Raw genomic sequence first — 25,409 nt, forward strand, 5'->3', positions numbered from 1 at the left:
TGCGTGAGCGGATGGCCGGGAGTCAGTTCCTGCCGAAGGTCGGGTTGTGCACCTCGCCCAGGGTGATGTGCACGGCCTGCTGGTCGGTGTAGAAGTCGATGGAGCGGTAGCCGCCCTCGTGGCCGAGCCCCGACGCCTTGACGCCGCCGAACGGCGTGCGCAGGTCGCGCACGTTGTTCGAGTTCAGCCACACCATGCCGGCCTCGACCGCCTGCGCGACGTTGTGGGCGCGCTTGAGGTCGTTCGTCCAGATGTACGCCGCGAGCCCGTACTTCGTGTCGTTCGCGAGCGCGAGCGCCTCCTCGTCGGTGTCGAACGGCGTGATCGCGACGACGGGCCCGAAGATCTCCTCCTGGAAGATGCGCGCGTCGCGCGGGACGTCGGCGAACACGGTCGGCGCGACGAAGTTGCCGAACGCGAAGCCGTCGGGCTGCCCGCCGCCGGCGACGAGCCGACCCTCGCTCCTGCCGATCTCGACGTACGACATCACCTTCGCGAAGTGCTCGGGGTGCACGAGCGCGCCCACCTCGGTCGCGGGGTCGTGCGGGTAGCCGACCTTCACGCGCTTCGCCTGGGCCGCATACCGCTCGACGAATTCGTCGTACACCGCGCGCTGGACGAGGATGCGGCTGCCGGCCGTGCAGCGCTCGCCGTTGAGCGAGAAGACGCCGAAGATCGTCGCGTCGATCGCGGCGTCGAGGTCGGCGTCGGCGAACACGATCGCCGGGCTCTTGCCGCCGAGCTCCATCGAGAGCCCCTTGAGGTGCGGGGCCGCGTTCGCGAAGATGATCTGCCCCGTCCGGCTCTCGCCCGTGAACGAGATGAGCGGCACGTCGGGGTGCTTCACGAGCGCGTCGCCCGCCTCCTCGCCCAGGCCGTTGACGAGGTTGAACACGCCGCGCGGCAGGCCCGCCTCCTCGAAGATGCCCGCCCACAGCGACGCCGAGAGGGGCGTGAACTCCGCAGGCTTCAGCACGACGGTGTTGCCGGTCGCGAGCGCGGGGGCGAGCTTCCAGGACTCGAGCATGAACGGCGTGTTCCAGGGCGTGATGAGCCCCGCGACGCCGATCGGCTTGCGGTTGACGTAGTTGATCTGGCGGCCGGGCACCTTGAAGGTGTCGTCCGCCTGCGCGACGACGAGGTCGGCGAAGAAGCGGAAGTTCTCGGCCGCGCGCCGCGCCTGGCCGAGAGCCTGCGTGATCGGCAGGCCCGAGTCGAAGGACTCCAGCTCCGCGAGCCGCGCATCGCGCGACTCGACGATGTCGGCGATGCGGTGGAGCACGCGGGAGCGCTCGCGCGGCAGCATGCGCGGCCAGGGGCCATCCGCGAACGCGCGGCGCGCAGCCGCGACCGCGCGGTCGACATCCGCCCTCTGCCCGGCGGCCGCCTGCAGGTACACGTCGTTCGAGACGGGCTCGAGAACGTCGAACGTGCCGCCGTCGACGGAGTCGACGAACTCCCCGTCGATGTAGTGCTGGATGCGCTCGGGCAGGTCCGCGGGCACGTGCCGGCGGTCGAGGGCGATGTCGGTCATGTCTCCTCCTCGGTGAGGGGCTTCGTTCGGTCGGTCTGCGTCTCGGCGGCGTGGCGCTGCGCGAGGAAGGCGTTCATGGTCGCCCAGCGGTGCTCCCGCGCCGCGAGCTCGATCTCGAGGGGCTCGGCGCCCGAGCGGATGAGCTCGAGGATGCGGTCGTGCTCGGCGACGGACTCGTGCGCACGGCCGGGGACGAAGGCGAAGCTCGAATCCCGCAGCCCGGCCATCCGCGTCCATCCGCGGTGCACGAGGTCGAGGATGTGCGGATTCGGGCAGGGCTCGAAGAGCACCGCGTGGAACTCCTGGTTGATCATCGTGAAGCGGTGCGGGTCGAAGTCGTCGAGCAGCCGGCGCAGCCGCTCGTTGATCGCGCTCGCGCGGTCGAGATCGGCGGCGTCGAGGAGCGGAGCCGAGAGCGAGGTCGCGACGCCCTCGACCACCCCAAGCGTCTGCATGGAGTGGAGGTACTCCGTCTCGTCGACGAGCGTCACGCGGGCTCCCACGTTGCGCTCGAACTCCACGATGCCCTCGGCCTCGAGGCGGCGCACGGCCTCGCGCACGGGGACGACGCTCATGTCGAGCGCGGCGGCGATCGAGCCGAGCACGAGACGGTAGCCGGGGCCGAACTCGTGCCGCTGGATCCGCTCGCGGATCCACTCGTACGCGCGCTGCGACTTGCTGAGGCCGGTGAGGGTGTCGGTCATGCTCTCATCCTCCCGTCCCGCGGGCGGCGTCGAAGCGCGCGCGCCACTCGGCGTTCATGGGGAAGAGGCCCTCGACCGGGTGCCCCGCGGCGACCTGCTCCGCGATCCAGGCGTCCTCGGCCTCCTGCGCGAGCGCCGCGTCGGCCACCTCGTCGGCGAGAGCGGGCGGGATGACGATCACCCCGTCGTCGTCGCCGACCACGATGTCGCCCGGGACGACGGTCGCGCCGCCGCACGCGATCGCGATGTCGGCGTCCCACGGCACATGGCGTCGGCCGAGGACGGCCGGGTGCGGCCCCTGGCTGAAGACGGGCAGGTCCATCTCCGCGACGGCCGCGTAGTCGCGCACGCCTCCGTCGGTGACGACGCCGGCGGCTCCGCGCGCGATGGCGCGCAGGGCGAGGATGTCGCCGAGCGTGCCCGAGCCGCGCTCGCCGCGGGCCTCGATCACGATGACCTCCCCCTCGCCGACGGCGTCGAAGACGCGCTTCTGCGCGTTGTAACCGCCGCCGTGGCTGCGGAAGAGGTCTTCGCGGTGCGGCACGAAGCGCAGGGTCCGCGCGACGCCGACGAGCTTGACGCCCGGGCGGGTCGGGCGCACGCCGTCGATCGACACGCTGTCGAGACCGCGCTTGCGCAGCTGCTGCGAGAGCCCCGCGACGGGTGCCTCGAGGAGCTTGGCGCGCAGCGCGGGGTCGAGGGCGGGAGCAGGGGCGTCGAGCCCGGCGGCGGCGCGCGAGCCCCACGCCTCCTCGCGCTGGCGGTCGTCGACGGAGGGGAGGGATCCCAGCGCCGGATCGAACCGGGCGGCGCCCTCCACGACGCGCGAGACGAGTCGGCCGCTCGTCGGGGCACCCGGCGCGTCGGGCGCGTCGACCTCGACCTCGACGACGTCGCCGGGGAGGGCGACCGACGAGCCGGCGGGGGTGCCGGTCAGGATGACGTCGCCGGGCTCGAGCGTGAGGTGCTGCGCGAGGTCGGCGACGAGCTGCCGGAGGGGGAAGAGGAGCTCGGCGGTCGTGTCGTCCTGCACGAGCTCGCCATTGCGCCAGGTGCGCACGCGCAGGCCCGCGGGGTCGACCGCGCGCGCGTCGATGAGGTCGGGGCCGATCGGCGTGTACCCGTCGCGGCCCTTGTTCCGCAGGTTCGAGCCCCTGTCGTTCGCGCGGAGATCGTAGAGCCCCCAGTCGTTGGCGGCCGTGACCCACGCGACGTGGTCCCACGCGTCGTCGATGCCGATCCCGCGCGCGGCCGTGCCGATCACGAGCGCGATCTCGCCCTCGAACGCGAGCAGCTCGGTCCCGGCGGGCCGTTCGACGGTCGCGCCGCTCTCGGCGAGCGAGCTCGACGGCTTGAGGAAGTACGAGGGTGCGGCAGGGCGCCGCCCGCGCTGGTCGGCGCGCGAGGGGTAGCTCAGGTGCACCGCGATGATCTTCCCGGGTCGGGGGAGGCGGCGGTCTTCGAGGCCCACGGGAGCTCCTTCGCTCGTCGAACGGATGTCGTGTACGAGATCATATACGATCCGTTGCCCGGCGCAAGGGGTGTTGTCGGAACGTATTCGAAATCGTATATTGTCCAGATCGACGGCGCGCAGACGCGCCATCCGACCTCGTCACATTGGAGTGCCAGATGTCCGCGCATCACCCGAACGGCGGGCCGCTCACGCCCACCGGCACCATCGCCTCGTCGGCCGACCGCCGCCGCGTCGCCATCGCGACCGTCGTCGGCACGACCGTCGAGTGGTATGACTACTTCATCTACGCCTCGGCCGCCGGCCTCGTGTTCGCGCAGCTCTACTTCGAGCCCGCGGGCCCGGGCCTCGGCACGATCCTGTCGTTCCTCACGGTCGGCATCAGCTTCCTCTTCCGCCCGCTCGGCGCGTTCCTCGCGGGCCACTTCGGCGACCGCTTCGGCCGCCGCATCGTCCTCGTCGTGACGCTCATCCTCATGGGAGCAGCGACCGTCCTCATCGGGCTCCTGCCGACCTACGCGCAGATCGGCGCTGCCGCGCCGATCCTCCTCATCGTCCTGCGCGTCCTGCAGGGCGTCTCGGCGGGCGGCGAGTGGGGCGGCGCCGTGCTCATGGCCGTCGAGCACGCGCCGCGCGACCGCCGCGGCCTCTACGGCGCGATGCCGCAGATCGGCGTCCCCATCGGCCTCCTCCTCGCGAGCGCCATGCTCGCGATCATGAACGCCGTGTTCCCCGGCGACGCCTTCCTCGAATGGGGCTGGCGCATCCCGTTCCTCTTCTCGATCGTCCTCATCGTCGTGGGCTACTGGGTGCGCCGCCGCGTCGAGGAGAGCCCGGTCTTCACCGAGATCGCCGAGCGCAAGGAGCGCACGAGCGCGCCCGTCGTGAGGCTCTTCGCGCGCTTCGCGCCGCTCGTGGTGCTCGCGGCGCTCGTCTTCGCGGGCAACAACGCGGTGGGCTACATGACGACCGGCGGCTACGTGCAGAACTACGCGACGAACCCCGACGGGCCCGTCGGGCTCGATCGCGGCGCGGTGCTGTGGGCGGTCACGGCCTCGTCGGTGACGTGGCTCGTCTCCACGTTCATCGCCGGCTGGCTGAGCGACGTGCTCGGTCGGCGCACGACGTACATCATCGGCTGGGTCGCGCAGGGCGCCGCGCTCTTCGCGCTCTTCCCACTCGTGAACACCGGCAGCGCCGCTCTCCTCGCGCTCGGCCTGATCCTGCTGACGATCGGGCTGGGGTTCACCTACGGCCCGCAGTCGGCGTGGTACAGCGAGATGTTCCCGGCCTCCGTCCGCTTCTCGGGCGTCTCCATCTCCTACGCGATCGGCGCCATCCTCGGCGGGGCGTTCGCCCCGACGATCGCGCAGTGGCTGCAGCAGACGACGGGCTCGTCGACCTCGGTCACGTGGTACCTCGTCGGCATGACGGCCGTCGGCCTCGTCGCGACGCTGCTCCTGCGCGATCGCAAGGGCATCAACCTGCGCCCGACCGCGGAGGCCGAGCAGTCCGAGGGCATCTACGCCTGGGAGCGCTGACCCGCGCACGGAAGGAGGCCGCCCGGTGATCCGGGCGGCCTCCTCGGCGACGACGCCTCAGCTGTTCACGCGGATGACCTCGCGCTGATACGGGGCGATGACCGACCGGCTCACGCGGAGGTCGAGCAGGAGGAACGGCCGCTCCTCGACGGGGCGCGCGGTCCAGCGCGCGAGGTGCTCGAGGTCGGCGAGGTCGCGCACCACCACCCCCTCGGCTCCCACCGCCGCACCGAGCGCCGCGAAGTCGACGTCGGGGATGAGCATGGGCGCCTCGGCGAGGCCCTTGAGCCCGTAGAGGTTCACCTCGGCGCCATACGCCCCGTCGTTCCAGACGACGCACATGCCCCGGCCGCCCGCGGTCCGGACGGCGGTCTCGAGATCCGCGAGCGCCATGAGGCCGCCCCCGTCGCCGGTCGTGAGCACGACCGTCGCCGACGGCGCGGCCTGCACGGCGCCCGCGACGCTCGGGAACCCCAGCCCGATCGACTGGTACGCGGTGCCGACCATGATCATCCGCTCGGGCGACGCGACCGGCCAGTACATGTTGGCCCACGCGATGAAGTGCCCGCCGTCGCTCACGACGATGCGGTCCTCGGGCAGGAGCTCGCCGATGCGCGCCGCGGCGCTGCGCGGGTCGAGCCGCCCATCGGGCGCCGTGCGCTCGCCCGGGTCCTGCAGGCGCAGGGGAGCGAGGTCGACGCTCTCGCGCCACCCCGACGGCGTCGCCCCGTCGAGCGCGCGCACGAGGTGCTCGGCGATCACGCGCACGTCGCCCTGCAGGAACTCGCCGACGCGCGGATGGGTCGCCGTCGGCGCGACGTCGACCTGCGCGACGCGGGTTCCGGGCGAGAAGAGCTCGCCGAAGCGCATCGTGAACGGGCTGAGGGACGCGCCGAGAACGACGGCGACGTCGGCCTCGCGGATGAGCTCCATCGCCCCCAGGGCGCCGAAGCCTCCCGTCACGCCGAGATCGTGGCGCGGATCGGGGAAGACCCCGCGGCCGAGCGCCGTCGATGCCGTGATCGCCCCCGTCGTGTCGGCGAGGGCGCCCAGCGCGGTGCGCGCGCCGGCCAGGTGCGCACCGCGCCCCGCGAGGAGGAGCGGCCGCTCGGCCGCGGCGAGCGCCTCGGCGACGCGCGCGATCGCGGCGCGGGTGGCCGGCGACGGCTCCTGCGGCTGCGGCAGATGCAGCGGCGGCGTCGGCGGCACCTCGCCGGCCTCGAGGGTCGGCACGTCGTAGGGGATCGCGAGCACGACGGGCACGCGGTACGACAGCGCGTGCTCGATCGCGATCACGGTGCTCGCGGCGGCGTCCAGGCGTCCGGCGGTGTACGTGCGGACGCCGACGGCCGAGGCGAGCGCGATCTGGTCGACGTCCCACGGACGGGGTCCGGATGTCGGCTCGTCCCCGACGATGAGGACGAGAGGCACGCGCGCCTGCGCCGCCTCGGCGAGCGCGGTGAGGGTGTTCGTGAAGCCCGCTCCGTACGTCGTCGTCGCGGCGGCGATCCGTCCGGAGGCGCGATAGTGCGCGTCAGCCGCGACCACCGCGCCCGCCTCGTGGCGGACGGCGGTGAATGACGCGGACGTGTGCCGCAGGATGGCGTCCAGGAAGTGGGCGTTGCCGTTGCCCATGAGGCCGAACACCTGGTCGATGTGGCGGGCGAGGGCGACGGCGACGTGCTGGGAGACATGGGGCATGGCAGGGCCTTTCGAGACGAGGACGGGCGACGGTGCTCCGTATGTGTCTCGCTCGCGCCGCCGCGCGGCTTCGTGCCCCTTTTTCGAGCACCGGGCGCTCCCGCGGCCCGGACGCGACCATCCTATCGAATCGACGGGCTGATCGTATACGTTCTCTTGCCTCGACGGCGGATCCGGAGTACGCTCGGCTCATTCGATAAGAGAACGACGTGTTCGATTATCGAACTCGCGGCGCAGCAGCCTGCATCACCCACATCGACGTGAGGAGATCTCCCGTGCAGTTCCACCACCATGGCTACGTCTCCGGCGATCCGCGCGTGCAGCCGGCCGCGGGCGTCGGGCTGGAGCGCCCGGGGGAGCTCCCCGACGTCGTCGACGTCCTCATCGTCGGCACCGGGCCCGCGGGCATCACCCTCGCGGCGCAGCTCTCGCAGTTCCCCGGGATCACGACGCGCATCATCGAGCGCCGCGGCGGACGGCTCGAGGTCGGCCAGGCCGACGGCATCCAGGCCCGCAGCGTCGAGACGTTCCAGGCGTTCGGCTTCGCGAACCGCATCATCGAGGAGGCCTACCGCATCACCGAGATGGCGTTCTGGAAGCCGGATGCCGCGCATCCCGAGAACATCGTGCGCACCGCGGTCGCCCCCGACGACCCGACCGGCATCAGCGAGTTCCCGCACCTCATCGTGAACCAGGCGCGCGTGCAGGACTACTTCCTCGAGGTCATGGCGCACTCGCCCACACGGAACCGGCCGGACTACGGGTGGGAGTTCGTCGGGCTCGAGATCGGCGAGGGCGACCATCCGGTGTCGGTCACGCTGCGGCGCACCGTCGGCCCGGACCAGGGCGCCGAGCGCGTCGTCCGCGCGAAGTACGTCGTCGGCGGCGACGGGGCGCACAGCCGCGTGCGCGAGGCGATCGGCGCGACGCACCAGGGCGCGAAGGCGTTCCACGCGTGGGGCGTCATGGACGTGCTCGCCGACACCGACTTCCCCGACATCCGCCGCAAGTGCGCCATCCAGTCGCACGACGGCGGCAGCATCCTGCACATCCCCCGCGAGGGGAACCATCTCTTCCGCATGTACGTCGACCTCGGCGAGGTGCCGCCCGACGACGACGGTCGGGTGCGGCTGACGACGCAGGAGGAGGTCGAGGCCCGCGCCAACCAGATCCTCCACCCGTACACGCTCACCGTGCGGCACGTCGCATGGCGCAGCGTGTACGAGGTCGGCCACCGCGTCACCGATCGCTTCGACGACGTCATCGAGCCGGGCTCGCGCACGCCGCGCGTCTTCATCATGGGCGACGCGTGCCACACGCACAGTGCCAAGGCCGGACAGGGGATGAACGTGTCGATCCAGGACGGCTTCAACCTCGGGTGGAAGCTGGGCCACGTGCTCGAGGGCCGCGCGCCCGAGACCCTGCTCGCGACGTACTCCGCCGAGCGGCAGGTCGTCGCGCAGAACCTCATCGACTTCGACCGGAAGTGGTCGTCGCTCATGGCCGCGAAGCCCGACGAGCTGGACGACCCGACCGAGCTCGAGCGCTTCTACGTGCAGACGGCCGAGTTCCCCGCGGGGTTCATGACCGAGTACGCGCCGTCCATGATCGTGGGGGAGGGTGTCCACCAGGCGCTCGCCGCCGGGTTCCCGATCGGCAAGCGCTTCCGATCGCACCCGGTCGTGCGCGTGTGCGACGGCAATCCCGTGCACCTGGGGCACCACGCGCGTGCGGACGGCCGCTGGCGCATCTACGTCTTCGCGGGGGCGGATGGCCTCGCGCGCGGGTCGGAGACGGTCGAGCTCGCCGAGTGGCTCGCGACCTCGGCGGCGTCGCCGCTCGCCGCGACGCCCGCCGGCGCCGACCGCGATGCGTGGTTCGACGTGAAGGTCGTCTACCAGGAGGCGCATCTCGACGTCGATCCGGGACGCGTGCCCGACGTGTTCCGGCCCCGCACGGGGCCGTTCCAGGTCGTCGACCACGAGAAGGTGTACGCGGCCGATCCGCGCGACGACATCTTCGACGCGCGCGGCGTCGACCGCTCGGGCGCCGTCGTCGTGGTGCGGCCCGATCAGTACGTCGCGCACGTCCTCCCGCTCGCGGCGCGCGACGAGCTCGCCGCATTCTTCGCCGGCTGCGCGGCGACCGCCGTCGACGCTTGATCCGCTCCGGTCAGGCCCCGTAGCGGCGCACGACGCTCGCGGCCGCGGACTGCAGGCGCGCGGCGATGGCCGCGGCCTCGCGCGGCAGCGACACGTGGATGACCGCGATCGCGGCGGGCGGCTGACCCGGCACGGTCAGCGGAACCGCGACGGAGTGCAGCGACGAGACGACCTCGTCGTGGCTGACGGCGTACCCGCGCGCGCGGCTCTCCGCGATCTCCGTGCGCAGCCGGTCGTCGACGTCGGCGGGCCAGGACTCCTCGGGGATGGACAGGAGGATCGCCTTGCCGGGCCCGCCTCGCGTGATGGGATGGCGATGGCCGGGGCGGTAGGAGACGACGGCGATCGTCTGCCGCGGCGATGCGCTCAGCAGCGTCACGGCCTCGTCGCGGTCGAGCTGGATCGCGAGGAGGCAGGTCATCCCGAGCTCGTCGGCGACCGCCTCGAGATCGGGGAGCGCGGCCTGGCGGAGATCGCGCGAGACGCCGGCCGCCAGGGCGGCGAGGCCCGCGGCGAGCGCGACCCTGCCCGATTCGTCGCGGGAGACGAGTCCGTGGTCCTCGAGCGTGCGCAGCAGACGGTAGGCGACCGAGCGGTGCACGTCGAGGCGCGCCGCGAGCTCGTCGATCGTCGGATCGCGCTCGGAGGCGGCGATCAGCTCGAGCAGCCGGATGCCGCGGCTCAGCGTCTGCGATCCAGCTGCGGGTGCCGCCATGAGTTCGAGACTAGGACATGTCCCGCAGGGCGCGTGCGAGGAGCTCGCGCACCTCGTCGTCGCTCGTCTGATCGAAGCGGTCGTACGCGGCGCCGACGGCCCACAGGCCCTCGGCGGTCCACGCGCACACCACCTCGTCGGCCTCGCGTGCGATGTCGTCGGCCGTCGTTCCGAGCGCGACGGGGACGGCGACGATGACGCGGGCGGGGGAGGCCGCGCGCACGGCCGCGACGGCGGCGCGCATGGTGGCGCCCGTCGCCAGGCCGTCGTCGACGAGCACGACCACGCGGCCGTCGATCCGCACGGGCGGTCGGCCGTCTCGGTACGCCCGCTGTCGGCGCCGCAGCTCGACCTCCTCGTCGGCCCGCACGCCGGCCATCGCCGAGGGGTCGACGATGGCCGGGTTCTCCACGGCGGCGAGGTCGTCGCGCCCGACCGCGGCGATCGCGCCCATGGCGACCTCGGGCTGCGCCGGATGGCCGAGCTTGCGCGCCACGAGCACGTCGAGCTCGGCGCCGAGCGCACGCGCGACCCCCGCCGCGACCGGCACGCCGCCGCGCGGGAGCCCCAGGACGAGGAGATCCGGCGTGCCGCGGAGATCCGCGAGCAGGTCGGCGAGCGCGCGGCCCGCCTCCGCGCGGTCGGCGAAGCGGTCGGTCCGCATCCTGTCAGCGCTCCTTCCCGCCCTTCCGTGGACACCTCCCTTCTGCCATGATCCTCCGGAGGATGCAATGGGTGAAGTCGAGGGTTAAATCCGCGACGCACCCACCTCGCGGACGTCGAGGTGGCTTTACTGGAGGGCGGATGGGGAACGTCCTGGAGACCGAGGGGCTGCCCGCCGGACGGATCGGCGTGCAGGGGGATCGCGGGGCGACTGGGGCCTCATCTGCAGGGAGACGGAAATGCCTTTCATCCGCTATGACGTGTGCGCAGAGGTGGGGGACTCCCGGCGTCAGACGAGCCACAGCATGCTCGCCGAGACGCCCGGCTTCTCTCAGAACGCCCACACCCCGTTCGCGCGCGAATCCGAGACGCGCGGACGCGTGATCGGAGGAGGCGGCATGACCGCCTGACTCCGAGCGCCGTCGGGACGACGTCCCGCACGAGGTCGAGGGGAACGCGCCGGCGCGTTCCCCTCTCTCGTGCGGTTGACCCCTCGTGTCCGGTCCGGCTAGGGTCGGTGCAGCCTTGATCTACAACGTTGTAAAAGGAGTCAGATGACATCGCGCCGCTCTTCTCTTCTCCCGGCCGCGCTGCTGACGGCCACGCTCGTCGTGAGCGCCGCCGTGCCCGCCGCGGCCGCCCCGCCGACCGAGCCGGAGCCGGCACCGACCGGAGGCATCTCGGTCACGGGGCAGACCGCGCCGATCCACGACCCGTCGCTCTTCATCGACGAGAGCGACGGCACGTGGTACGTGTACTCGACCGGAGAGGTCGGCCGCGCGAACGGCGGGACGATCCAGACCTGGTCGTCGCACGACGAGGGCGTCACCTGGGAGTACGACGGCAACGTGTGGGACGAGATCCCCGCCTGGATCGACGACCACTTCGCCGACGGAGCACTGCCCGACAACCTGTGGGCGCCCGAGCTCTACGAGCACGACGGCACCTACTACCTCTACTACTCCGCGTCGCGCTTCGGCACGAACACCTCCGTCACGGCGCTCGCGACGAACACGACGCTCGACCCCGACGACCCCGACTACGCGTGGGTCGACCAGGGTCCCGTCATCGCGTCGCCCCAGCCCATCGCCGGCGGCAAGGAGTTCAACGCGATCGACGCCGGCATCATCGAGGACGCCGACGGCACGCCCTACATGGCGATCGGCTCGCACTGGTACGGGATCTTCCTCGTCGAGATCGCGTGGCCGAGCGGCAAGCCCGTGCCCGGCGCGGTCGAGAACGCCGTGCACCTCGTCGACCGCTTCGCTCCCGGCAATCGCGTCGAGGCGCCGTTCATCGAGGAGCACGACGGCTGGTACTACCTCTTCGTCTCCTTCGACGCCTGCTGCCAGGGTGCGGACAGCACCTATCACGTCGCGGTGGGGCGCTCGCGGTCGGTCACGGGCCCGTACCTCGACAAGGACGGCCGCGACATGCTCGGCGGGGGAGGGAGCACGCTGCTCGACACCCACGGCGCGATCGTCGGCCCGGGCGGGCAGTCCGTCGACGACGGCGTGCTCGCCTTCCACTACTACGACGCGGCCAATGAGGAGATCCCCTACTTCCCCCGTCTCGGTCTCCATCGACTCGCGTGGGAGGACGGATGGCCCGTGGTCGATCAGACGGTCGGGCTGCCCGAGATCGCCGCGCAGCCGGAGGACGCGACGGCGCGCAGGAACGGATCGGCGCAGTTCGCGATCGAGGTCTCGGGTGCGCCCGCTCCGGTCGTCACGTGGGAGACATCCGCTGATGGCGGCGCGACGTGGCAGCCCGCGGCCGGCTCGACCGCGCAGATCGCGACGGATGGCTCGGCGTCGTACCGCATCGAGAAGGCGCGCTCCGAGAGCGACGGGATGCTCGTGCGCGCGACGGTCGAGAACGCCCACGGCCGGGTGCAGAGCGACGTCGCCCAGCTCTCGGTCGCGAAGCCCGGACGACGATGACGCGTGAGGCGGCGGGCGCGTGCGGCGCCCGCCGCCTCAGCGCGCGGCGAACCGCGCCTCGACGGCGGCCCCCACGACGATGTCGTCGGGGCGGTAGCCCACGGCGGCCTCTGCGGCGTCGAACGCCGTCGCGCGCATCGCGCGAAGCGGCCGCGGGCCGCCCTCGGGGGCGAGGAAGCCCGCGTCGGCCACCTCGAGCGGGACGACGGAGTGCAGGCCGAGCGCCTCGGCGTACGCCTTCGCCCTCGCGACCGCGATGCCCACCGCCCGCGCGGCGACGTCGCGCTCGAGGGCGGCCCGCGTCTGCGCGGTCAGGTGCCAGTGCACCTCGCCGATCTCGACGTCGTCGAGCGTCGACGTGTCCGACACCCACGCGGACAGGTCGCCGGCATCGGCGAACGTCGCCGTGAACTCGACCGCGGCCGTGTGCACGGGGTCGTGGCGGACGCCGCCGTCGCCCCACGGGCGCTCGACGCGCACGGCGAGACGCGCGCTCGACCAGTCGAGGATCGATCCGGCCGCGCTCGCCGCGGCGATCCGCTCGCGGACCGTCTCGGACCGCGCGAGGACGCGCCGCACGACCTCGTCGCGCGCCGGCGCGTCGGCGCGCACGGAGAGATGGAGGGTCGCCCGCTCGGGGGCCCTGCGCTCCTCATCCTCGCCGCGCACCGTGATGATGACATCGCTCATGGCGCGACTCTACGCGGGCGCCCTCACACCTGCTCGAGCGGGATCCCGAGATAGGCCGTCTCGAGCCGCTCGAGCGCCGGGTGCGCGGGATCCCACGCGACCCCGTCGATGCTCGCGATGGGCCGCACACCGAATCCGGCGTTCGTCGCGAACGCCGCGTCCATCCGGGGGAGATCCGCCGGCGTCACGGCTGCGGTCGAGCTCGGCACCGATTGCGCGCGCAGCGCGTCGTCGAGAACCGCCGCCGTGACACCGGGCAGCGCGTCGGCGGTCGGCCAGACGACGTCGCCGTCGCGCACGAACCCGAGGTTCCAGGTGGGCCCCTCCGCGAGCCGACCGGCGTCGTCGGCGAAGACGGCGTCATCCCACCCGTCGCGCTGCGCCTCGGCACGGGCGAGCAGAGCGCCGAAGAGGCCCGTGTGCTTGACGGCCGGGAGCTCGCGGGCGTAGCGGACCGTGCGCACGCGCAGAGCGGGAGGCCGCGCGGGGGCGGCAGGGCGCGGCGTCATGAGCACGCGGGGGCGAGCCTCCGCTCCGGGTCGCTCGACCCCGAGCCGAGGGTCGAACACCGTCACCCGCACGACGACGGGGTCCGGCTCGTCGGCGATCGCCGCGCGCAGCTGATCGCGCACGGTCGCGATGTCGAGCTCGACGCGGAACACCGTGCGGCAGTCTCGCGCGAGCCGCGCGAGGTGCCGCGCGAGGCCGCGCACGCCGCCGCGCTCGACCCGCACCGTGGTGAAGTGGCCGAAGCCCGTGAGCGCGAGCGGCTGGAGATCGGCCGCCGACGCGGGCACCCCGTCGAGCAGCTGCATGCGCCCAGTCTCGCACCCGTCCGCGCGTGCCCCAGAATGGTGTCGATGACGAAGGGACAGGCAGGCGGGCTCCGAGTGCTCCTCGTCGACAACTACGACTCGTACACGGGCAACCTGCTGCAGCTCATCTGGAGCGCGACGGGCGTGGAGCCGCACCTCGTGCAGAACGACGACGTCGACGTCGACCACCTGGCGGGGTACTCGCACGTCGTGCTCGGCCCGGGGCCCGGCACACCCCATCGCGCGGAGGACGTCGGGCGCGGCTTCGAGGTGCTCGAGCGCGCGGCGGTGCCCGTGCTCGGCGTGTGCTTCGGATTCCAGGCGATGGCGGTCGCGCTGGGCGGGCGCATCGTGCCGGCCCCGCGCCCCGCGCACGGGCGGATCGACCGCATCGCGCACGACGGGTCCGCCCTGTTCGCGGGCGTGAGCGACGGGTTCGACGCCGTCCGCTACCACTCGCTCGTCGTGGCCGAGCCCGCTCCGGCTGCGCTGCGCGTGACCGCGCGCTCGGAGGACGGCCTCATCATGGCGGGGGAGTGCATCGAGCGCGGATGGTGGGGCGTGCAGTTCCATCCGGAGTCGATCGGGACCGGCGCGGGCGGTCGGATCGTCGAGAACTTCCTCGCACAGGAGCGCGCATGACGGGCTCGACGGGGCGCCCCGGCACGTGGCTCGCGTGGACGCGCACGCTGCCGCTCGAGGCCGACGCCGAGGCGATCTTCGCCGCGCTCCACGGCCCGGACGGAGGGACGGCGGTCTGGCTCGACAGCGCCCAGCAGGCGTACGGCATGGGCCGCTGGTCGATCATCGGCGCGCCGGAGGGGCCGCGCGATCACGTCGTGGAGTTCTGGGCGGCGGACGGCCGGGTGCGGATCGACGGGGCCGACGCGGGAGCCGGGATCGACCTGTGGGAGCTGCTCGCCGAGCGCCTCGACGTGAACCCCGTCGATGCGCCGTCCGATCTCCCGTTCGCCGGCGGCTACGTGGGCGCGATCGGCTACGGCGTCAAGGACATCGGCGCGCGGCGGCCGACGCGCGAGCCCGACGCCCAGCTCGTGCACCTCAGCCGGTACGTCGTCGTCGACCACGTCGACGGCGTCGTGCAGGTCGTCGCGACCGGCCCCGCATCCGACGAGGCGGACGCGCGCTCCTGGATCGCCGCGACGGCTCAGCGGCTCGGCGAGCTCGCGCCGCTCGCGCCGCCGCTCGCGCCGCCGCTCGCGCCGCCGCTCGCGGGCGCTGCTGAGGCCTCCGTGACCCGCGCGCGCTACCGGCGCGACCTCGACGCCGTCCGCTCGTGGCTCCTCGCGGGGGACTCCTACGAGGCCTGCTACACCTACACGCTGCGGTGCCCGGTCGACGACGCGCCCTTCGAGGCGTACCGGCGGCTGCGGCGCGCCAACCCCGCTCCCTACGCGTCGTATCTGCGGCTGCCGGGCCGGACGATCCTGTCGTGCTCGCCCGAGCGCTATCTCACGGTCTCGCGCTCGGGCTGGGCCGAGACGAAGCCGATCAAGGGCACCGCGCGACGCCTCGCCGATCCCGCCGCCGACCGCGCGGCGGCGGCCGCGCTCGCCGCGGACCCGAAGACGCGCAGCGAGAACCTCATGATCGTCGACCTGCTGCGCAACGACCTGGGCCGGATCAGCGCCCCGGGCACCGTCGACGTGCCCCAGCTCATGGCCGTGGAGACGTATGCGACGGTGCACCAGCTCGTGACCTCGGTGCGGGCGCGCCTGCTGCCGCGCCCCGCCGCGGGCGTGCGGGCCGCGGGGGCGCTGTTCCCGCCGGGGTCGATGACGGGTGCGCCGAAGCGGCGCACGGTCGAGCTGCTCGATGCGCTCGAGGCGGAGCCGCGCGGGGTCTACGCCGGGGTCATCGGCGCCTTCTCGCGCTGCGGCGCCGTCGACCTGTCGGTCGTCATCCGCACCGCGGTCGTCGCCGACGGCGTCGCGCGCATCGGCACGGGCGGCGCGATCACGATCGACAGCGATCCCGCGGCCGAGGCCGACGAGACCGTCGCGAAGTCGGCGGCGATGCTGCGCGCCTTCGGCTGCACGCACCCCTTCGAAGACGGTCAGAGTCGCGCGTAGATCGCGTGGATCTCCCGGATGATCCGCTCGACGCCGTCGGCATCGCGCTCCGCGAGCGCCTCGCGCAGCCGCCGGTACCCGTCGCCCATCGCGGCGAGCAGGTCGTCCGGCACCGACTCGACGCCGTGCACCGCTCGCGCGAGCGCGAGGTTGATGTCGCGCGACGCGAGCTGGAGCTGCCGGCTGCGCGACTGCTCGAGGAGGTCGAGGTAGAAGTCGTCGAGACGCTTCCGATGGGCGTCGGCGTCGCCGGTCTCGGCGAGGATCGCGTCGAGGAGCGAGAGCGCGTGCGCGAGCTCCTCGTCGGTCATCCGCTCGGCCGCGAGGCGCCCCGCCCATCCGGCCTGGTTGCCCGCGTACTCGAAGGCGTCCCGGGCGATCTCGGGCGTCATCTCGGTCACGCGCGTGTATCTGCTCGCGACCATCTCGATGAGGCCGATGCGCTCGAGATGGAGGAAGGCCTCGCGCACCGGCATGCGGGACACGCCGAGCTGGGCGGCGACCTCGTCGTCCTTGATCTGGGCCCCGGGCGCGAGCTCTCCCGACACGATCGACGCGGCGATGCGCTCGAACACGAGCTCGCTCAGTCGAGTGGGTGCCGGGGGCCGCAGGGGCGTGAAGTCGCTCATCGCGATACCGATATGACGCGCATGTTCGCAGTGTAGGGCCGCGCGCGCTCGGAGCGCGATACCCAGGTGCCCGTGGAGTCGCGGCGCGCTCGGCGCCGAGACTCCACGGGGCGCCGCATCAGTCGGCGTCGCCGACGAGGACGGCCTGAGCCTGGTCGACCGCGGTCTCGTGGCCCGCATCGGCGCGCGCGAGCAGACGGCGTCCGCTCACGACGATGACGGCGGCGATGAGCGCCGCGATCGCCCCGAAGACGTAGGGAGCGGTGTCGCCCCAATGCTCGGCGAGCACGGCCGCGAGGGGCGGCGCGGCGGCGCCGCCGAGGAAGCGCACGCCCGAGTACGACGACGACGCGATCGAGCGCGGGATGTCGGTCGCCTCCATCACGGTCTCCGTGAGGATCGTGTTCATGAAGCCGAACAGCAGCCCGCCCACGACGATGCACGTCACGAGCGCGGGCTTGCTGTGGACGAGGAGCCCCGCGACGACGAGGTCGACCGCGATGAGCGGGAGGACGATCGCGATCGCCGTCGTCCTGCGCACGACGCGCAGGAGCAGCGGCGCGCCCCAGATCGAGGTGATCGCGAGGCCGAGCCCCCAGCCGAAGAAGGTGAAGCCGATGCCGAGCGCCGAGAAGCCGAGCGGGAACGGCGAGTAGGCGAGCAGGACGAAGAACGCGATGTTGTAGAAGATCGCGGCCGTCGCGAGCAGGCCGAGCGCTGGCGTCGCGAGCGCGCGGAATGCCGCCGTGAGGCGCACGGGCTCCGGGCGGTCGGCCGGTGCCCTGAGCAGCACGGCGATCGCGATGATGGCGATGGCCATGAGGGTCGCGACGCCGAAGAAGGGAGCGCGCCAGGTCACCTCGCCGAGCAGGCCGCCGACGAGCGGGCCCACGGCGAGACCGAGGCCGAGCGCGGCCTCGTAGAGCATGATCGCGTTCGCGCTGCCGCCGGCCGCCGCGCCGACGATCGTCGCGAGGGCTGTCGAGATGAAGAGCGCGTTGCCGAGGCCCCAGCCCGCGCGGAAGCCGATCACGGCGTCGACCGAGCCGCTGACAGCGCACAGGAACGCGAACACGAGGATGAACCCGAGCCCGATGAGGAGGGTGCGCTTGGCGCCGATGCGGCTCGAGACGAAGCTCGTGAAGAGCATCATGAGCCCCGTGATGACGAGGTAGCTCGTGAAGAGCAGCTCGCTCTCGGCGGGGGTCGCGTGCAGCTGCTCCGCGATCGAGGGCAGGATCGGGTCGACCAGGCCGATCCCCATGAACGCGACGACGCTCGCGAATGCGACCGCCCACACCTGCATCGGCTGGCGCCAGATCGACGCCGTTCTCTCTCCTGAGCTCATGGTGCCGAGCTCTCCTCTCCGTTCGCGGGCCGCGCGTCGGCCATCCGCTGCGTGAGCAGCTCTGCCGAGGTGCGCAGCGCCTGCCATTCGCTGTCGCTGAGATCCGCGAAGCGGGGGAGGAGCGCCTCGACGAGCTGCACGCGCCATGCGGCGTACGCCTGCTCGCCGCGCTCGGTGGCGGCCACGCGCACCGCGCGCGAGTCGTCCGGGTCGGGCCCGCGCGCGACGAGCCCCGCGTCGGCCATGCCGCCGATCAGGCGCGTGACGCCCGGCTGCGTGATGCGGCTGAGTCGAGCGAGCTCGCCGATGCGCAGCGGCCCCCGTTCGCGGAGGATCGCGAGGGTCCGCCACTGTGCGGCGGGCGCCTCGTTCCGGGTCTCGAGCGCCGCCACGCGGGTGAGCGCGTGCGCCGCGACGATGATGCTCTCGAGGTCCCGTGCGCGATCCATGTCAACAGCATACCGCAGTTATATAACCACGGTATGGATATGGGGACGACGGAGCGACGCGCTGACGCCGCGAGCGTCAGCGGCGCTTGCGGCCGCGCGTGCCCTTGTCCTTCTTGCCGGGCTTCGGCGTGCCGGCGTACTTGTACTCCTTGCCGGCGATGGGGGAGTCCTCGGGGACGGCGCCGCCGCGCGAGGCGGTGCGGATGTCGCGGGCCTCGCCGATCGCGAGGGTGAGCGTGATCGCCCAGCTCAGCCAGGCGAGTGCGACGCGCCACGTGAACCGCTTGTCGTTCGATCCCTTCAGCAGCGAGTAGCCGCTCGTGATCGCGCCGAGGAGTCCGGTTCCCATGAGGTACTTGCGCATGCCCCCACGCTAGCGCGCGACCCGCGCGTGCGCAGAGGGCGCCGTGGGGCTTGCGGCGTCTCGCGCGCGCTGGTATCGGACCCGGCGCCGTGTCGTCAAGGGCGCCGCGGGGGAGCGGGGCCGGCCGCGCGGCGCTGGCTAGACTGGCGAACCGGATACTCAAGGAGCGTCATGGCCGAAGCGGATCTCGTCGTCGTAGCAAATCGCCTTCCCGTGGATCGGATCGAGGACGAGACCGGCCAGCCGGCCTGGCGTCGCTCCCCGGGCGGTCTCGTGACGGCTCTCGAGCAGGTCATGCACAAGGTCGACGGCGCGTGGGTGGGCTGGGCGGGCAAGCCGGGCCTCGACGTCGAGCCGTTCGACTTCGACGGCACGCACCTCGTGCCGATCCAGCTCAGCGCCGAGGAGCTCGAGGACTACTACGAGGGCTTCGCCAACGGCACGATCTGGCCGCTGTACCACGACGTCATCGCGACGCCGGTCTACAAGCGCCGCTGGTGGGACGCGTATGTCCGCGTCAACCGCCGCTTCGCCGAGGCCGCGGCCGAGGTCGCGTCGGAGGGCGGCTTCGTGTGGGTCCAGGACTACCAGCTCCAGCTCGTCCCGCAGATGCTCCGCGAGCTGCGGCCGGACGTCATCATCGGCTACTTCCACCACATCCCGTTCCCCGCCTACGGCCTCTACGCCCAGCTCCCGTGGCGCCGCCAGGTCGTCGAGGGCCTCCTCGGCGCCGACGTCATCGGGTTCCAGCGGGTCGCCGACGCCGGCAACTTCCAGCGCTCGGTGCGGCGCATCCTCCGCTACGCGACGAGGAGCGACACGATCACCATCCCGCAGCCGGACGGCACCGCGCGCACGGCGATCGCGAAGGCGTACCCGATCTCGATCGACGCGCAGTCCTTCATCGAGCTGGCCCAGGATCCGGCCATCCGCGCTCGTGCGAAGGAGATCCGCGAGCAGCTCGGCAACCCCTCCAAGGTGCTCCTCGGGGTCGACCGCCTCGACTACACCAAGGGCATCAGGCACCGGCTCAAGGCGTTCGGCGAGCTCCTGCAGGACGGCCGCGTGCAGGTCGGCGACGTCACGCTCGTGCAGGTCGCGAGCCCCAGCCGGCCGGGTGTCGAGGCGTATCAGGAGCTCCGCGACGAGATCGAGCTCACGGTCGGCCGCATCAACGGCGACTACGACACGATCCACCACACAGCCATCCGCTACCTCCATCAGGGATTCCCGCGCGAGGAGATGGTCGCGCTCTACCTGGCGGCCGACGTCATGCTCGTCACGGCCCTGCGCGACGGCATGAACCTCGTCGCGAAGGAGTACGTCGCCGTGCACTCGGACAACCGCGGCGTGCTCATGCTGAGCGAGTTCGCGGGGGCCGCCGACGAGCTCAGCAGCGCGCTGCTGGTCAATCCGCACGACATCGACGGCATGAAGGAGGCGATCATGCGCGCGATCGAGATGCCCCCGGCCGAGCAGTCGCGGCGGATGCGCAGCATGCGCCGGCGCGTGCTCGAGAACGACGTCGAGCGCTGGGGGCGCCGCTTCCTGGCCGACCTCGAGACCTACCGGGAGCGTCGCCGGTGACCGGCGCGGCGCCCGTCGGCGACCCGCGCGCGGAGGCGGCCATCGCGTCGGTCGCGCAGGCGCCGCGGCTGCTCGTGGCCCTCGACTTCGACGGCACCCTCGCGCCGCTCGTCGACGACCCGCTCACGGCGAGGGCCATCCCCGAGGCCACGGCGGCGGTGGCGGCCCTCGCGGCCGCCCCCGACACGATCGTGGCGTTCGTCTCGGGGCGCACGCTCGCCGACCTCCGGGTGATCGCCGAGCACGACGACGCCTCGCCCGTGTGGCTCTCCGGCTCGCACGGCGCTGAGCACTGGCGGCCCGCGGGAGCGGCGCCCGTGGCCGCCGCCGACGACGCCGATGAGCGGGCCGCAGCCGCCGCGCTGGTCGACGGGGTCGAGACCGCCGTCGCGGGGATGACCGGCGCGTGGATCGAGCGCAAGGCGTTCGGATTCGCCCTGCACACGCGGCTCGCCGACGACGCGACGACCGCGGCCGCGCAGGACGCGGTCGACCGCCTCATGGCCGAGCGTGCACCGGGATGGCGTCGCCGGACGGGTCGGGACGTCGTCGAGTTCGCGTGGCGGCACGAGGGCAAGGACTCGGCCGTCGCCGCACTGCGCGAGGCGACGGGGGCGACGGCCGTGCTCTTCGCGGGCGACGACGTGACCGATGAGGATGCGCTCCGCGCGCTCGGGGACGGCGACCTCGGCATCCGCGTCGGCGAGGGGGAGACCGCGGCCGCCGTGCGCGTCCCCGACGCCGCCGCTCTCGCCGCGCTGCTCAGCGAGATCGCGCGTCGTCGAGCATCCTGACCAGTCGCGCGCGCCGTGGTCGACCCACCTGCGCAGCGGCACGGCGGCGCCCTGCGCGGGGAATAGACTTCCAGCGTGAGCGATACCCCTGAGATCGACATCAAGCCCCGCAGCCGCGTGGTGACGGACGGCATCGAGGCCACGACGTCGCGCGGCATGCTCCGCGCCGTGGGCATGGGAGACGCCGACTGGGACAAGCCCCAGATCGGCATCGCCTCGAGCTGGAACGAGATCACCCCCTGCAACCTGTCGCTCGACCGGCTCGCGCAGGGCGCGAAGGAGGGCGTGCACTCGGGCGGGGGCTACCCGCTCCAGTTCGGCACCGTCTCGGTCTCGGACGGCATCTCCATGGGCCACGAGGGCATGCACTTCTCGCTCGTGAGCCGCGAGGTCATCGCCGACAGCGTCGAGACCGTCATCATGGCCGAGCGCCTCGACGGCACGGTCCTGCTCGCGGGCTGCGACAAGTCGATCCCCGGCATGCTCATGGCCAGCGCGCGGCTCGGGCTGTCCAGCGTCTTCCTCTACGCCGGCTCGATCGCACCCGGCTGGGTCAAGCTCTCGGACGGCACCGAGAAGGACATCACGATCATCGACTCCTTCGAGGCCGTGGGCGCGTGCCGCGCGGGCCTCATGTCGGAGGAGGACCTCAAGCGCATCGAGTGCGCCTTCGCCCCGGGCGAGGGAGCCTGCGGCGGCATGTACACGGCCAACACGATGGCCTCGGTGGCCGAGGCGCTCGGTCTGAGCCTGCCCGGATCGGCCGCGCCGCCGGCGGCCGACCGCCGGCGCGACTACTTCGCGCACCGGTCGGGCGAGGCCGTCGTCGAGCTGCTGCGGCAGGGCATCACGACCAAGGACATCCTGACGAAGGAGTCGTTCGAGAACGCGATCGCGCTCGCGATGGCCCTCGGCGGCTCGACGAACGTGGTGCTGCACCTGCTCGCGATCGCACGTGAGGCCGAGGTCGAGCTGAGCCTGCACGACTTCAACCGCATCGGCGACCGCGTGCCGCACGTGGCCGACATGAAGCCGTTCGGAAAGTACGTCATGAACGACGTCGACCGCCACGGCGGCATCCCCGTCATCATGAAGGCGATGCTCGACGAGGGCCTCATCCACGGCGATGCGCTCACGGTCACCGGCAAGACCGTCGCGGAGAACCTGCGCGAGCTCGACCCCGACCCGATCGACGGCACGGTCGTCCACCGCTTCGACGACCCGATCCACGCGACCGGCGGGCTCACCATCCTGCACGGCTCGCTCGCGCCCGAGGGGGCGGTCGTCAAGACCGCCGGCTTCGACGCGTCGGTGTTCGAGGGCCCCGCGCGCGTGTTCGAGCGCGAGCGCGGCGCCATGGACGCGCTTGCGAACGGCGAGATCGCCGCGGGCGACGTGGTGGTCATCCGCTACGAGGGCCCCAAGGGCGGCCCCGGCATGCGCGAGATGCTCGCAATCACGGCGGCCATCAAGGGCGCTGGCCTCGGCAGGGATGTACTACTCTTGACAGACGGTCGATTCTCAGGCGGCACAACCGGGCTGTGCATCGGCCATATCGCACCAGAGGCGGTGGACGCTGGTCCCATCGCCTTCGTGCGCGATGGTGATCTGATCAGGGTCGATATCGCGGCTCGCACTCTCGACCTACTCGTCGACGAAGCAGAGCTGAGCTCCCGCCGGGAAGGCTGGGAGCCCCTGCCCCCGCGCTACACCCGAGGCGTTCTGGCCAAGTACTCCAAGCTCGTGCGCTCCGCCGCGGAAGGCGCGACGACCGGCTGAGCCGGTCCCGGCCCCGCCGCGTCCGCTGAGCACCCACTCGACCAACAGCGAGGAAGCATCATCATGCCTGCCGAAACCGCACCGGCCGTTCCGCGGCCACCCGCTCGCACCTCCGCGCAAGCGCCCGTGCTCACGGGCGCCGAGGCGGTCGTCCGCTCGCTCGAGCTGCTGGGCGTCACCGACGTCTTCGGCCTTCCGGGCGGCGCCATCCTGCCCGTCTACGACCCGCTCATGTCGGCGGCCTCGCTGCGCCACATCCTCGTCCGACACGAGCAGGGCGGCGGCCACGCGGCGGAGGGCTACGCCTCGGCCAGCGGCAAGGTCGGCGTGACGATCGCGACGAGCGGCCCCGGCGCGACCAACCTCGTGACCGCGATCGCCGACGCGTACATGGACTCGGTGCCGATGCTGGCCATCACCGGCCAGGTGTTCTCCACGCTCATGGGCACCGACGCGTTCCAGGAGGCGGACATCGTGGGGATCACGATGCCGATCACGAAGCACTCCTTCCTCGTGAAGGACGCCGCCGAGATCCCCGGCGCGATCGCCGCGGCGTACGAGATCGCCTCGACCGGCCGCCCGGGCCCCGTGCTCGTCGACATCACGAAGGACGCGCAGCAGGCCGAGGCGCCGTTCGTCTGGCCGCCCCGCTACGAGCTGCCGGGCTACCGCCCTGTCACGAAGGCGCACGGCAAGCAGATCCAGGCCGCCGTGTCGCTCATCGCGGAGGCGCGCAAGCCCGTCCTCTACGTCGGCGGCGGCGTCATCCGCGGCCGCGCGGCGGAGGAGCTGAAGACCTTCGCGGAGGCGACAGGCGCGCCCGTCGTCACCACGCTCATGGCGCGCGGCGCGTTCCCCGACTCCCACCCGCAGCACCTCGGCATGCCCGGCATGCACGGGGCGGTGCCGGCCGTGCTCGCGCTCCAGGAGAGCGACCTCATCGTCGCCCTCGGCGCGCGCTTCGACGACCGCGTCACCGGCAAGGCCGCGCTCTTCGCCCCGCACGCGAAGGTGGTGCACGTCGACATCGACCCCGCCGAGATCTCCAAGATCCGCACGGCCGACGTGCCGATCGTGGGCGACCTCAAGGAGGTGCTCGTCGATCTCGACACGGCGTTCCGCTCGACGACGCAGGGCGGCGCACCGGACTACGACGAGTGGTGGGCCTACCTGCGCGGCCTGCAGGATCAGTACCCGCTCGGCTTCGCCCCGACGACCGACGGGCTGCTCTCGCCGCAGCACGTCATCCAGCGGATCGGCGAGCTCACCGGCCCCGAGGCGGTCTACGCCGCGGGCGTGGGGCAGCACCAGATGTGGGCGGCGCAGTTCATCAAGTACGAGCGCCCGAACTCGTGGCTGAACTCCGGCGGCGCCGGCACGATGGGGTACTCGATCCCCGCCGCGATGGGCGCGAAGGTCGCCGAGCCGCACCGCGTGGTGTGGGCGATCGACGGCGACGGCTGCTTCCAGATGACGAACCAGGAGCTCGCCACGTGCGCGCTCAACGACATCCCGATCAAGGTCGCGATCATCAACAACTCGTCGCTCGGGATGGTGCGGCAGTGGCAGACGCTGTTCTACGACGGCCGCTACTCGAACACGGATCTCCAGACCGGCCACGACACCGTCCGCATCCCCGACTTCGTCAAGCTGGCCGAGGCGTACGGCTGCCTCGCGATCCGCGTCGAGCGGGAGGACCAGATCGACGACGCGATCCGCCTCGCTCTCGAGACGAACGACCGCCCCGTCGTGATCGACTTCGTCGTGAGCGCCGACGCCATGGTGTGGCCGATGGTGCCGCAGGGCGTCAGCAACAGCTACATCCAGTACGCGCGCGACCACTCGCCCGCCTTCTCCGAGGAGGACTGACATGTCGTCCCACGTGCTGAGCCTGCTCGTCGAGGACCGTCCCGGTCTGCTCACCCGCGTCGCGGGCCTGTTCGCCCGACGCGGCTTCAACATCCACTCCCTCGCCGTCGGCGTCACCGAGATCCCCGGGCTCTCCCGGATCACGGTCGTCGTCGACGTCGACGACCTCCCGCTCGAGCAGGTCACGAAGCAGCTCAACAAGCTCATCAACGTCGTGAAGATCGTCGAGCTCGACCCCGCGGCGTCGGTGCAGCGCGAGCACATGCTCGTGAAGGTGCGCGCCGACAACGCGTCCCGGTCGAACGTCCTCGAGGTCGTGAGCCTCTTCCGCGGCAACGTCGTCGACTACGCGCCCGACGCGCTCGTGATCGAGATCACGGGCGACCAGGGCAAGGTCGACGCCTTCCTCAAGGCCATCGAGCCCTTCGGCATCAAGGAGCTCGCGCAGTCGGGGCTGCTCGCCCTCGGCCGCGGCGGCAAGTCCATCACCGAGCGCGTCCTGCGCGGCTGATCAGAACCTCGGGCGGCGGTGCGCCGCCCGCGACGAACCCCATCCAA

The 25,409-nt window shown here is 72.3% G+C and carries 23 protein-coding genes; 11 read left to right on the forward strand and 12 right to left on the reverse strand.

Annotated elements, in window-relative coordinates:
• Positions 1 to 22 precede the first annotated feature (22 nt).
• From hpaE to M1D56_RS06385, 3 genes are read right to left on the reverse strand one after another with little or no spacing between them, the layout of a single operon-like run.
• Positions 23 to 1,534 (reverse strand): 5-carboxymethyl-2-hydroxymuconate semialdehyde dehydrogenase, encoded by a 1,512-nt coding sequence (gene hpaE / locus M1D56_RS06375; protein ID WP_456285011.1) that lies wholly within the window; start codon positions 1,532 to 1,534, stop codon positions 23 to 25.
• A complete protein-coding gene (locus tag M1D56_RS06380) occupies positions 1,531 to 2,238 on the reverse strand; it encodes a GntR family transcriptional regulator (RefSeq protein ID WP_456285012.1) in 708 nt (235 codons plus the stop codon). Before M1D56_RS06380 ends, hpaE begins: the two co-directional genes overlap by 4 nt.
• Before the next feature lie 4 nt (positions 2,239 to 2,242).
• Positions 2,243 to 3,709: a fumarylacetoacetate hydrolase family protein gene (locus M1D56_RS06385; RefSeq protein ID WP_456285013.1), complete on the reverse strand. Its 1,467-nt coding sequence runs from the start codon at positions 3,707 to 3,709 to the stop codon at positions 2,243 to 2,245.
• A gap of 158 nt (positions 3,710 to 3,867) precedes the next feature.
• Here M1D56_RS06385 and M1D56_RS06390 point away from each other — a divergent pair, with 158 nt between their 5' ends.
• Entirely contained in the window at positions 3,868 to 5,250 is a 1,383-nt protein-coding gene (locus tag M1D56_RS06390; protein ID WP_456285014.1) for an MFS transporter, read from the forward strand.
• 57 nt (positions 5,251 to 5,307) lie between these two features.
• Here M1D56_RS06390 and M1D56_RS06395 read toward each other — a convergent pair whose 3' ends face one another.
• On the reverse strand, positions 5,308 to 6,951 hold the full coding sequence (locus M1D56_RS06395) for a thiamine pyrophosphate-binding protein (RefSeq protein ID WP_456285015.1): 1,644 nt from the start codon (positions 6,949 to 6,951) through the stop codon (positions 5,308 to 5,310).
• A gap of 275 nt (positions 6,952 to 7,226) precedes the next feature.
• On the opposite strand from M1D56_RS06395, the gene M1D56_RS06400 reads away from it, so the two are divergent.
• Positions 7,227 to 9,113 (forward strand): FAD-binding monooxygenase, encoded by a 1,887-nt coding sequence (locus M1D56_RS06400; protein ID WP_456285016.1) that lies wholly within the window; start codon positions 7,227 to 7,229, stop codon positions 9,111 to 9,113.
• A 10-nt stretch (positions 9,114 to 9,123) separates the two neighbouring features.
• On the opposite strand, the gene M1D56_RS06405 is transcribed toward M1D56_RS06400, so the two are convergent.
• Together M1D56_RS06405 and M1D56_RS06410 are read right to left on the reverse strand one after the other, a co-directional pair.
• Complete coding sequence (locus M1D56_RS06405; protein WP_324011661.1) at positions 9,124 to 9,828, reverse strand: IclR family transcriptional regulator; 705 nt, start codon at positions 9,826 to 9,828, stop codon at positions 9,124 to 9,126.
• A 10-nt stretch (positions 9,829 to 9,838) separates the two neighbouring features.
• Positions 9,839 to 10,492: a phosphoribosyltransferase gene (locus M1D56_RS06410; protein ID WP_456285017.1), complete on the reverse strand. Its 654-nt coding sequence runs from the start codon at positions 10,490 to 10,492 to the stop codon at positions 9,839 to 9,841.
• Positions 10,493 to 10,730: 238 nt separating this feature from the next.
• Here M1D56_RS06410 and M1D56_RS06415 point away from each other — a divergent pair, with 238 nt between their 5' ends.
• Positions 10,731 to 10,901: a hypothetical protein gene (locus tag M1D56_RS06415; protein WP_456285018.1), complete on the forward strand. Its 171-nt coding sequence runs from the start codon at positions 10,731 to 10,733 to the stop codon at positions 10,899 to 10,901.
• A 144-nt stretch (positions 10,902 to 11,045) separates the two neighbouring features.
• Positions 11,046 to 12,434 (forward strand): glycoside hydrolase family 43 protein, encoded by a 1,389-nt coding sequence (locus tag M1D56_RS06420; RefSeq protein WP_456285019.1) that lies wholly within the window; start codon positions 11,046 to 11,048, stop codon positions 12,432 to 12,434.
• Between the two features lie 36 nt (positions 12,435 to 12,470).
• Here the strand turns inward: M1D56_RS06420 and M1D56_RS06425 are convergent, their stop codons facing one another.
• Entirely contained in the window at positions 12,471 to 13,124 is a 654-nt protein-coding gene (locus M1D56_RS06425; RefSeq protein ID WP_456285020.1) for an SIMPL domain-containing protein, read from the reverse strand.
• Positions 13,125 to 13,147: 23 nt separating this feature from the next.
• Entirely contained in the window at positions 13,148 to 13,939 is a 792-nt protein-coding gene (locus M1D56_RS06430; protein WP_456285021.1) for an aminotransferase class IV, read from the reverse strand.
• 45 nt (positions 13,940 to 13,984) lie between these two features.
• Here M1D56_RS06430 and M1D56_RS06435 point away from each other — a divergent pair, with 45 nt between their 5' ends.
• A complete protein-coding gene (locus M1D56_RS06435) occupies positions 13,985 to 14,581 on the forward strand; it encodes an anthranilate synthase component II (RefSeq protein ID WP_456285022.1) in 597 nt (198 codons plus the stop codon).
• Positions 14,578 to 16,032 carry an anthranilate synthase component I family protein gene (locus tag M1D56_RS06440; RefSeq protein WP_456285023.1) on the forward strand — a complete coding sequence of 485 codons (1,455 nt, stop codon included), beginning with the start codon at positions 14,578 to 14,580 and terminating at the stop codon, positions 16,030 to 16,032. The genes M1D56_RS06435 and M1D56_RS06440 overlap by 4 nt, the downstream gene beginning before the upstream one ends.
• Here M1D56_RS06440 and M1D56_RS06445 read toward each other — a convergent pair.
• The 4 genes from M1D56_RS06445 to M1D56_RS06460 all read right to left on the reverse strand — a co-directional run bounded on the left by M1D56_RS06445 (position 16,017) and on the right by M1D56_RS06460 (position 18,822).
• Complete coding sequence (locus M1D56_RS06445; RefSeq protein ID WP_324011647.1) at positions 16,017 to 16,661, reverse strand: GntR family transcriptional regulator; 645 nt, start codon at positions 16,659 to 16,661, stop codon at positions 16,017 to 16,019. The two genes, M1D56_RS06440 and M1D56_RS06445, sit on opposite strands and share 16 nt — an antisense overlap.
• A 118-nt stretch (positions 16,662 to 16,779) precedes the next feature.
• Positions 16,780 to 18,009 carry an MFS transporter gene (locus M1D56_RS06450; protein WP_456285024.1) on the reverse strand — a complete coding sequence of 410 codons (1,230 nt, stop codon included), beginning with the start codon at positions 18,007 to 18,009 and terminating at the stop codon, positions 16,780 to 16,782.
• Positions 18,006 to 18,458 carry a MarR family winged helix-turn-helix transcriptional regulator gene (locus M1D56_RS06455; protein WP_456285025.1) on the reverse strand — a complete coding sequence of 151 codons (453 nt, stop codon included), beginning with the start codon at positions 18,456 to 18,458 and terminating at the stop codon, positions 18,006 to 18,008. The genes M1D56_RS06450 and M1D56_RS06455 overlap by 4 nt, the downstream gene beginning before the upstream one ends.
• A 76-nt stretch (positions 18,459 to 18,534) precedes the next feature.
• Positions 18,535 to 18,822: a hypothetical protein gene (locus M1D56_RS06460; RefSeq protein WP_271174007.1), complete on the reverse strand. Its 288-nt coding sequence runs from the start codon at positions 18,820 to 18,822 to the stop codon at positions 18,535 to 18,537.
• A gap of 171 nt (positions 18,823 to 18,993) precedes the next feature.
• Here M1D56_RS06460 and otsA point away from each other — a divergent pair, with 171 nt between their 5' ends.
• The 5 genes from otsA (at position 18,994) to ilvN (ending at position 25,362) form a co-directional block, all read left to right on the forward strand.
• Positions 18,994 to 20,409 carry an alpha,alpha-trehalose-phosphate synthase (UDP-forming) gene (gene otsA / locus M1D56_RS06465; RefSeq protein WP_271174008.1) on the forward strand — a complete coding sequence of 472 codons (1,416 nt, stop codon included), beginning with the start codon at positions 18,994 to 18,996 and terminating at the stop codon, positions 20,407 to 20,409.
• Positions 20,406 to 21,203, forward strand: a complete 798-nt coding sequence (otsB, locus tag M1D56_RS06470) for a trehalose-phosphatase (RefSeq protein ID WP_456285026.1) — start codon at positions 20,406 to 20,408, stop codon at positions 21,201 to 21,203. Before otsA ends, otsB begins: the two co-directional genes overlap by 4 nt.
• A 75-nt stretch (positions 21,204 to 21,278) precedes the next feature.
• The gene (ilvD, locus tag M1D56_RS06475; RefSeq protein WP_271174010.1) at positions 21,279 to 22,982 is read left to right on the forward strand and encodes a dihydroxy-acid dehydratase; all 1,704 of its coding nucleotides are present in this window, start codon (positions 21,279 to 21,281) and stop codon (positions 22,980 to 22,982) included.
• A 63-nt stretch (positions 22,983 to 23,045) separates the two neighbouring features.
• The gene (locus M1D56_RS06480) at positions 23,046 to 24,851 is read left to right on the forward strand and encodes an acetolactate synthase large subunit (RefSeq protein WP_282979799.1); all 1,806 of its coding nucleotides are present in this window, start codon (positions 23,046 to 23,048) and stop codon (positions 24,849 to 24,851) included.
• Position 24,852: 1 nt separating this feature from the next.
• Complete coding sequence (gene ilvN / locus M1D56_RS06485) at positions 24,853 to 25,362, forward strand: acetolactate synthase small subunit (RefSeq protein WP_271174012.1); 510 nt, start codon at positions 24,853 to 24,855, stop codon at positions 25,360 to 25,362.
• Positions 25,363 to 25,409 lie beyond the last annotated feature (47 nt).

It is taken from the genome of Microbacterium sp. JZ101 (assembly GCF_053903175.1).

What these genes read in the sequence shown, in the direction of transcription:
- M1D56_RS06405 (WP_324011661.1), bottom strand. Translation starts at nt 9,828, where the DNA reads ATGGCGGCACCCGCAGCTGGATCGCAGACGCTGAGCCGCGGCATCCGG.
- M1D56_RS06440 (WP_456285023.1), top strand. Translation starts at nt 14,578, where the DNA reads ATGACGGGCTCGACGGGGCGCCCCGGCACGTGGCTCGCGTGGACGCGC.
- hpaE (WP_456285011.1), bottom strand. Translation starts at nt 1,534, where the DNA reads ATGACCGACATCGCCCTCGACCGCCGGCACGTGCCCGCGGACCTGCCC.
- M1D56_RS06425 (WP_456285020.1), bottom strand. Translation starts at nt 13,124, where the DNA reads ATGAGCGATGTCATCATCACGGTGCGCGGCGAGGATGAGGAGCGCAGG.
- M1D56_RS06415 (WP_456285018.1), top strand. Translation starts at nt 10,731, where the DNA reads ATGCCTTTCATCCGCTATGACGTGTGCGCAGAGGTGGGGGACTCCCGG.
- M1D56_RS06450 (WP_456285024.1), bottom strand. Translation starts at nt 18,009, where the DNA reads ATGAGCTCAGGAGAGAGAACGGCGTCGATCTGGCGCCAGCCGATGCAG.
- M1D56_RS06430 (WP_456285021.1), bottom strand. Translation starts at nt 13,939, where the DNA reads ATGCAGCTGCTCGACGGGGTGCCCGCGTCGGCGGCCGATCTCCAGCCG.
- M1D56_RS06380 (WP_456285012.1), bottom strand. Translation starts at nt 2,238, where the DNA reads ATGACCGACACCCTCACCGGCCTCAGCAAGTCGCAGCGCGCGTACGAG.
- ilvN (WP_271174012.1), top strand. Translation starts at nt 24,853, where the DNA reads ATGTCGTCCCACGTGCTGAGCCTGCTCGTCGAGGACCGTCCCGGTCTG.
- otsA (WP_271174008.1), top strand. Translation starts at nt 18,994, where the DNA reads ATGGCCGAAGCGGATCTCGTCGTCGTAGCAAATCGCCTTCCCGTGGAT.
- M1D56_RS06395 (WP_456285015.1), bottom strand. Translation starts at nt 6,951, where the DNA reads ATGCCCCATGTCTCCCAGCACGTCGCCGTCGCCCTCGCCCGCCACATC.
- M1D56_RS06460 (WP_271174007.1), bottom strand. Translation starts at nt 18,822, where the DNA reads ATGCGCAAGTACCTCATGGGAACCGGACTCCTCGGCGCGATCACGAGC.
- M1D56_RS06435 (WP_456285022.1), top strand. Translation starts at nt 13,985, where the DNA reads ATGACGAAGGGACAGGCAGGCGGGCTCCGAGTGCTCCTCGTCGACAAC.
- M1D56_RS06420 (WP_456285019.1), top strand. Translation starts at nt 11,046, where the DNA reads ATGACATCGCGCCGCTCTTCTCTTCTCCCGGCCGCGCTGCTGACGGCC.
- M1D56_RS06445 (WP_324011647.1), bottom strand. Translation starts at nt 16,661, where the DNA reads ATGAGCGACTTCACGCCCCTGCGGCCCCCGGCACCCACTCGACTGAGC.
- M1D56_RS06480 (WP_282979799.1), top strand. Translation starts at nt 23,046, where the DNA reads ATGCCTGCCGAAACCGCACCGGCCGTTCCGCGGCCACCCGCTCGCACC.
- M1D56_RS06455 (WP_456285025.1), bottom strand. Translation starts at nt 18,458, where the DNA reads ATGGATCGCGCACGGGACCTCGAGAGCATCATCGTCGCGGCGCACGCG.
- M1D56_RS06410 (WP_456285017.1), bottom strand. Translation starts at nt 10,492, where the DNA reads ATGCGGACCGACCGCTTCGCCGACCGCGCGGAGGCGGGCCGCGCGCTC.
- M1D56_RS06390 (WP_456285014.1), top strand. Translation starts at nt 3,868, where the DNA reads ATGTCCGCGCATCACCCGAACGGCGGGCCGCTCACGCCCACCGGCACC.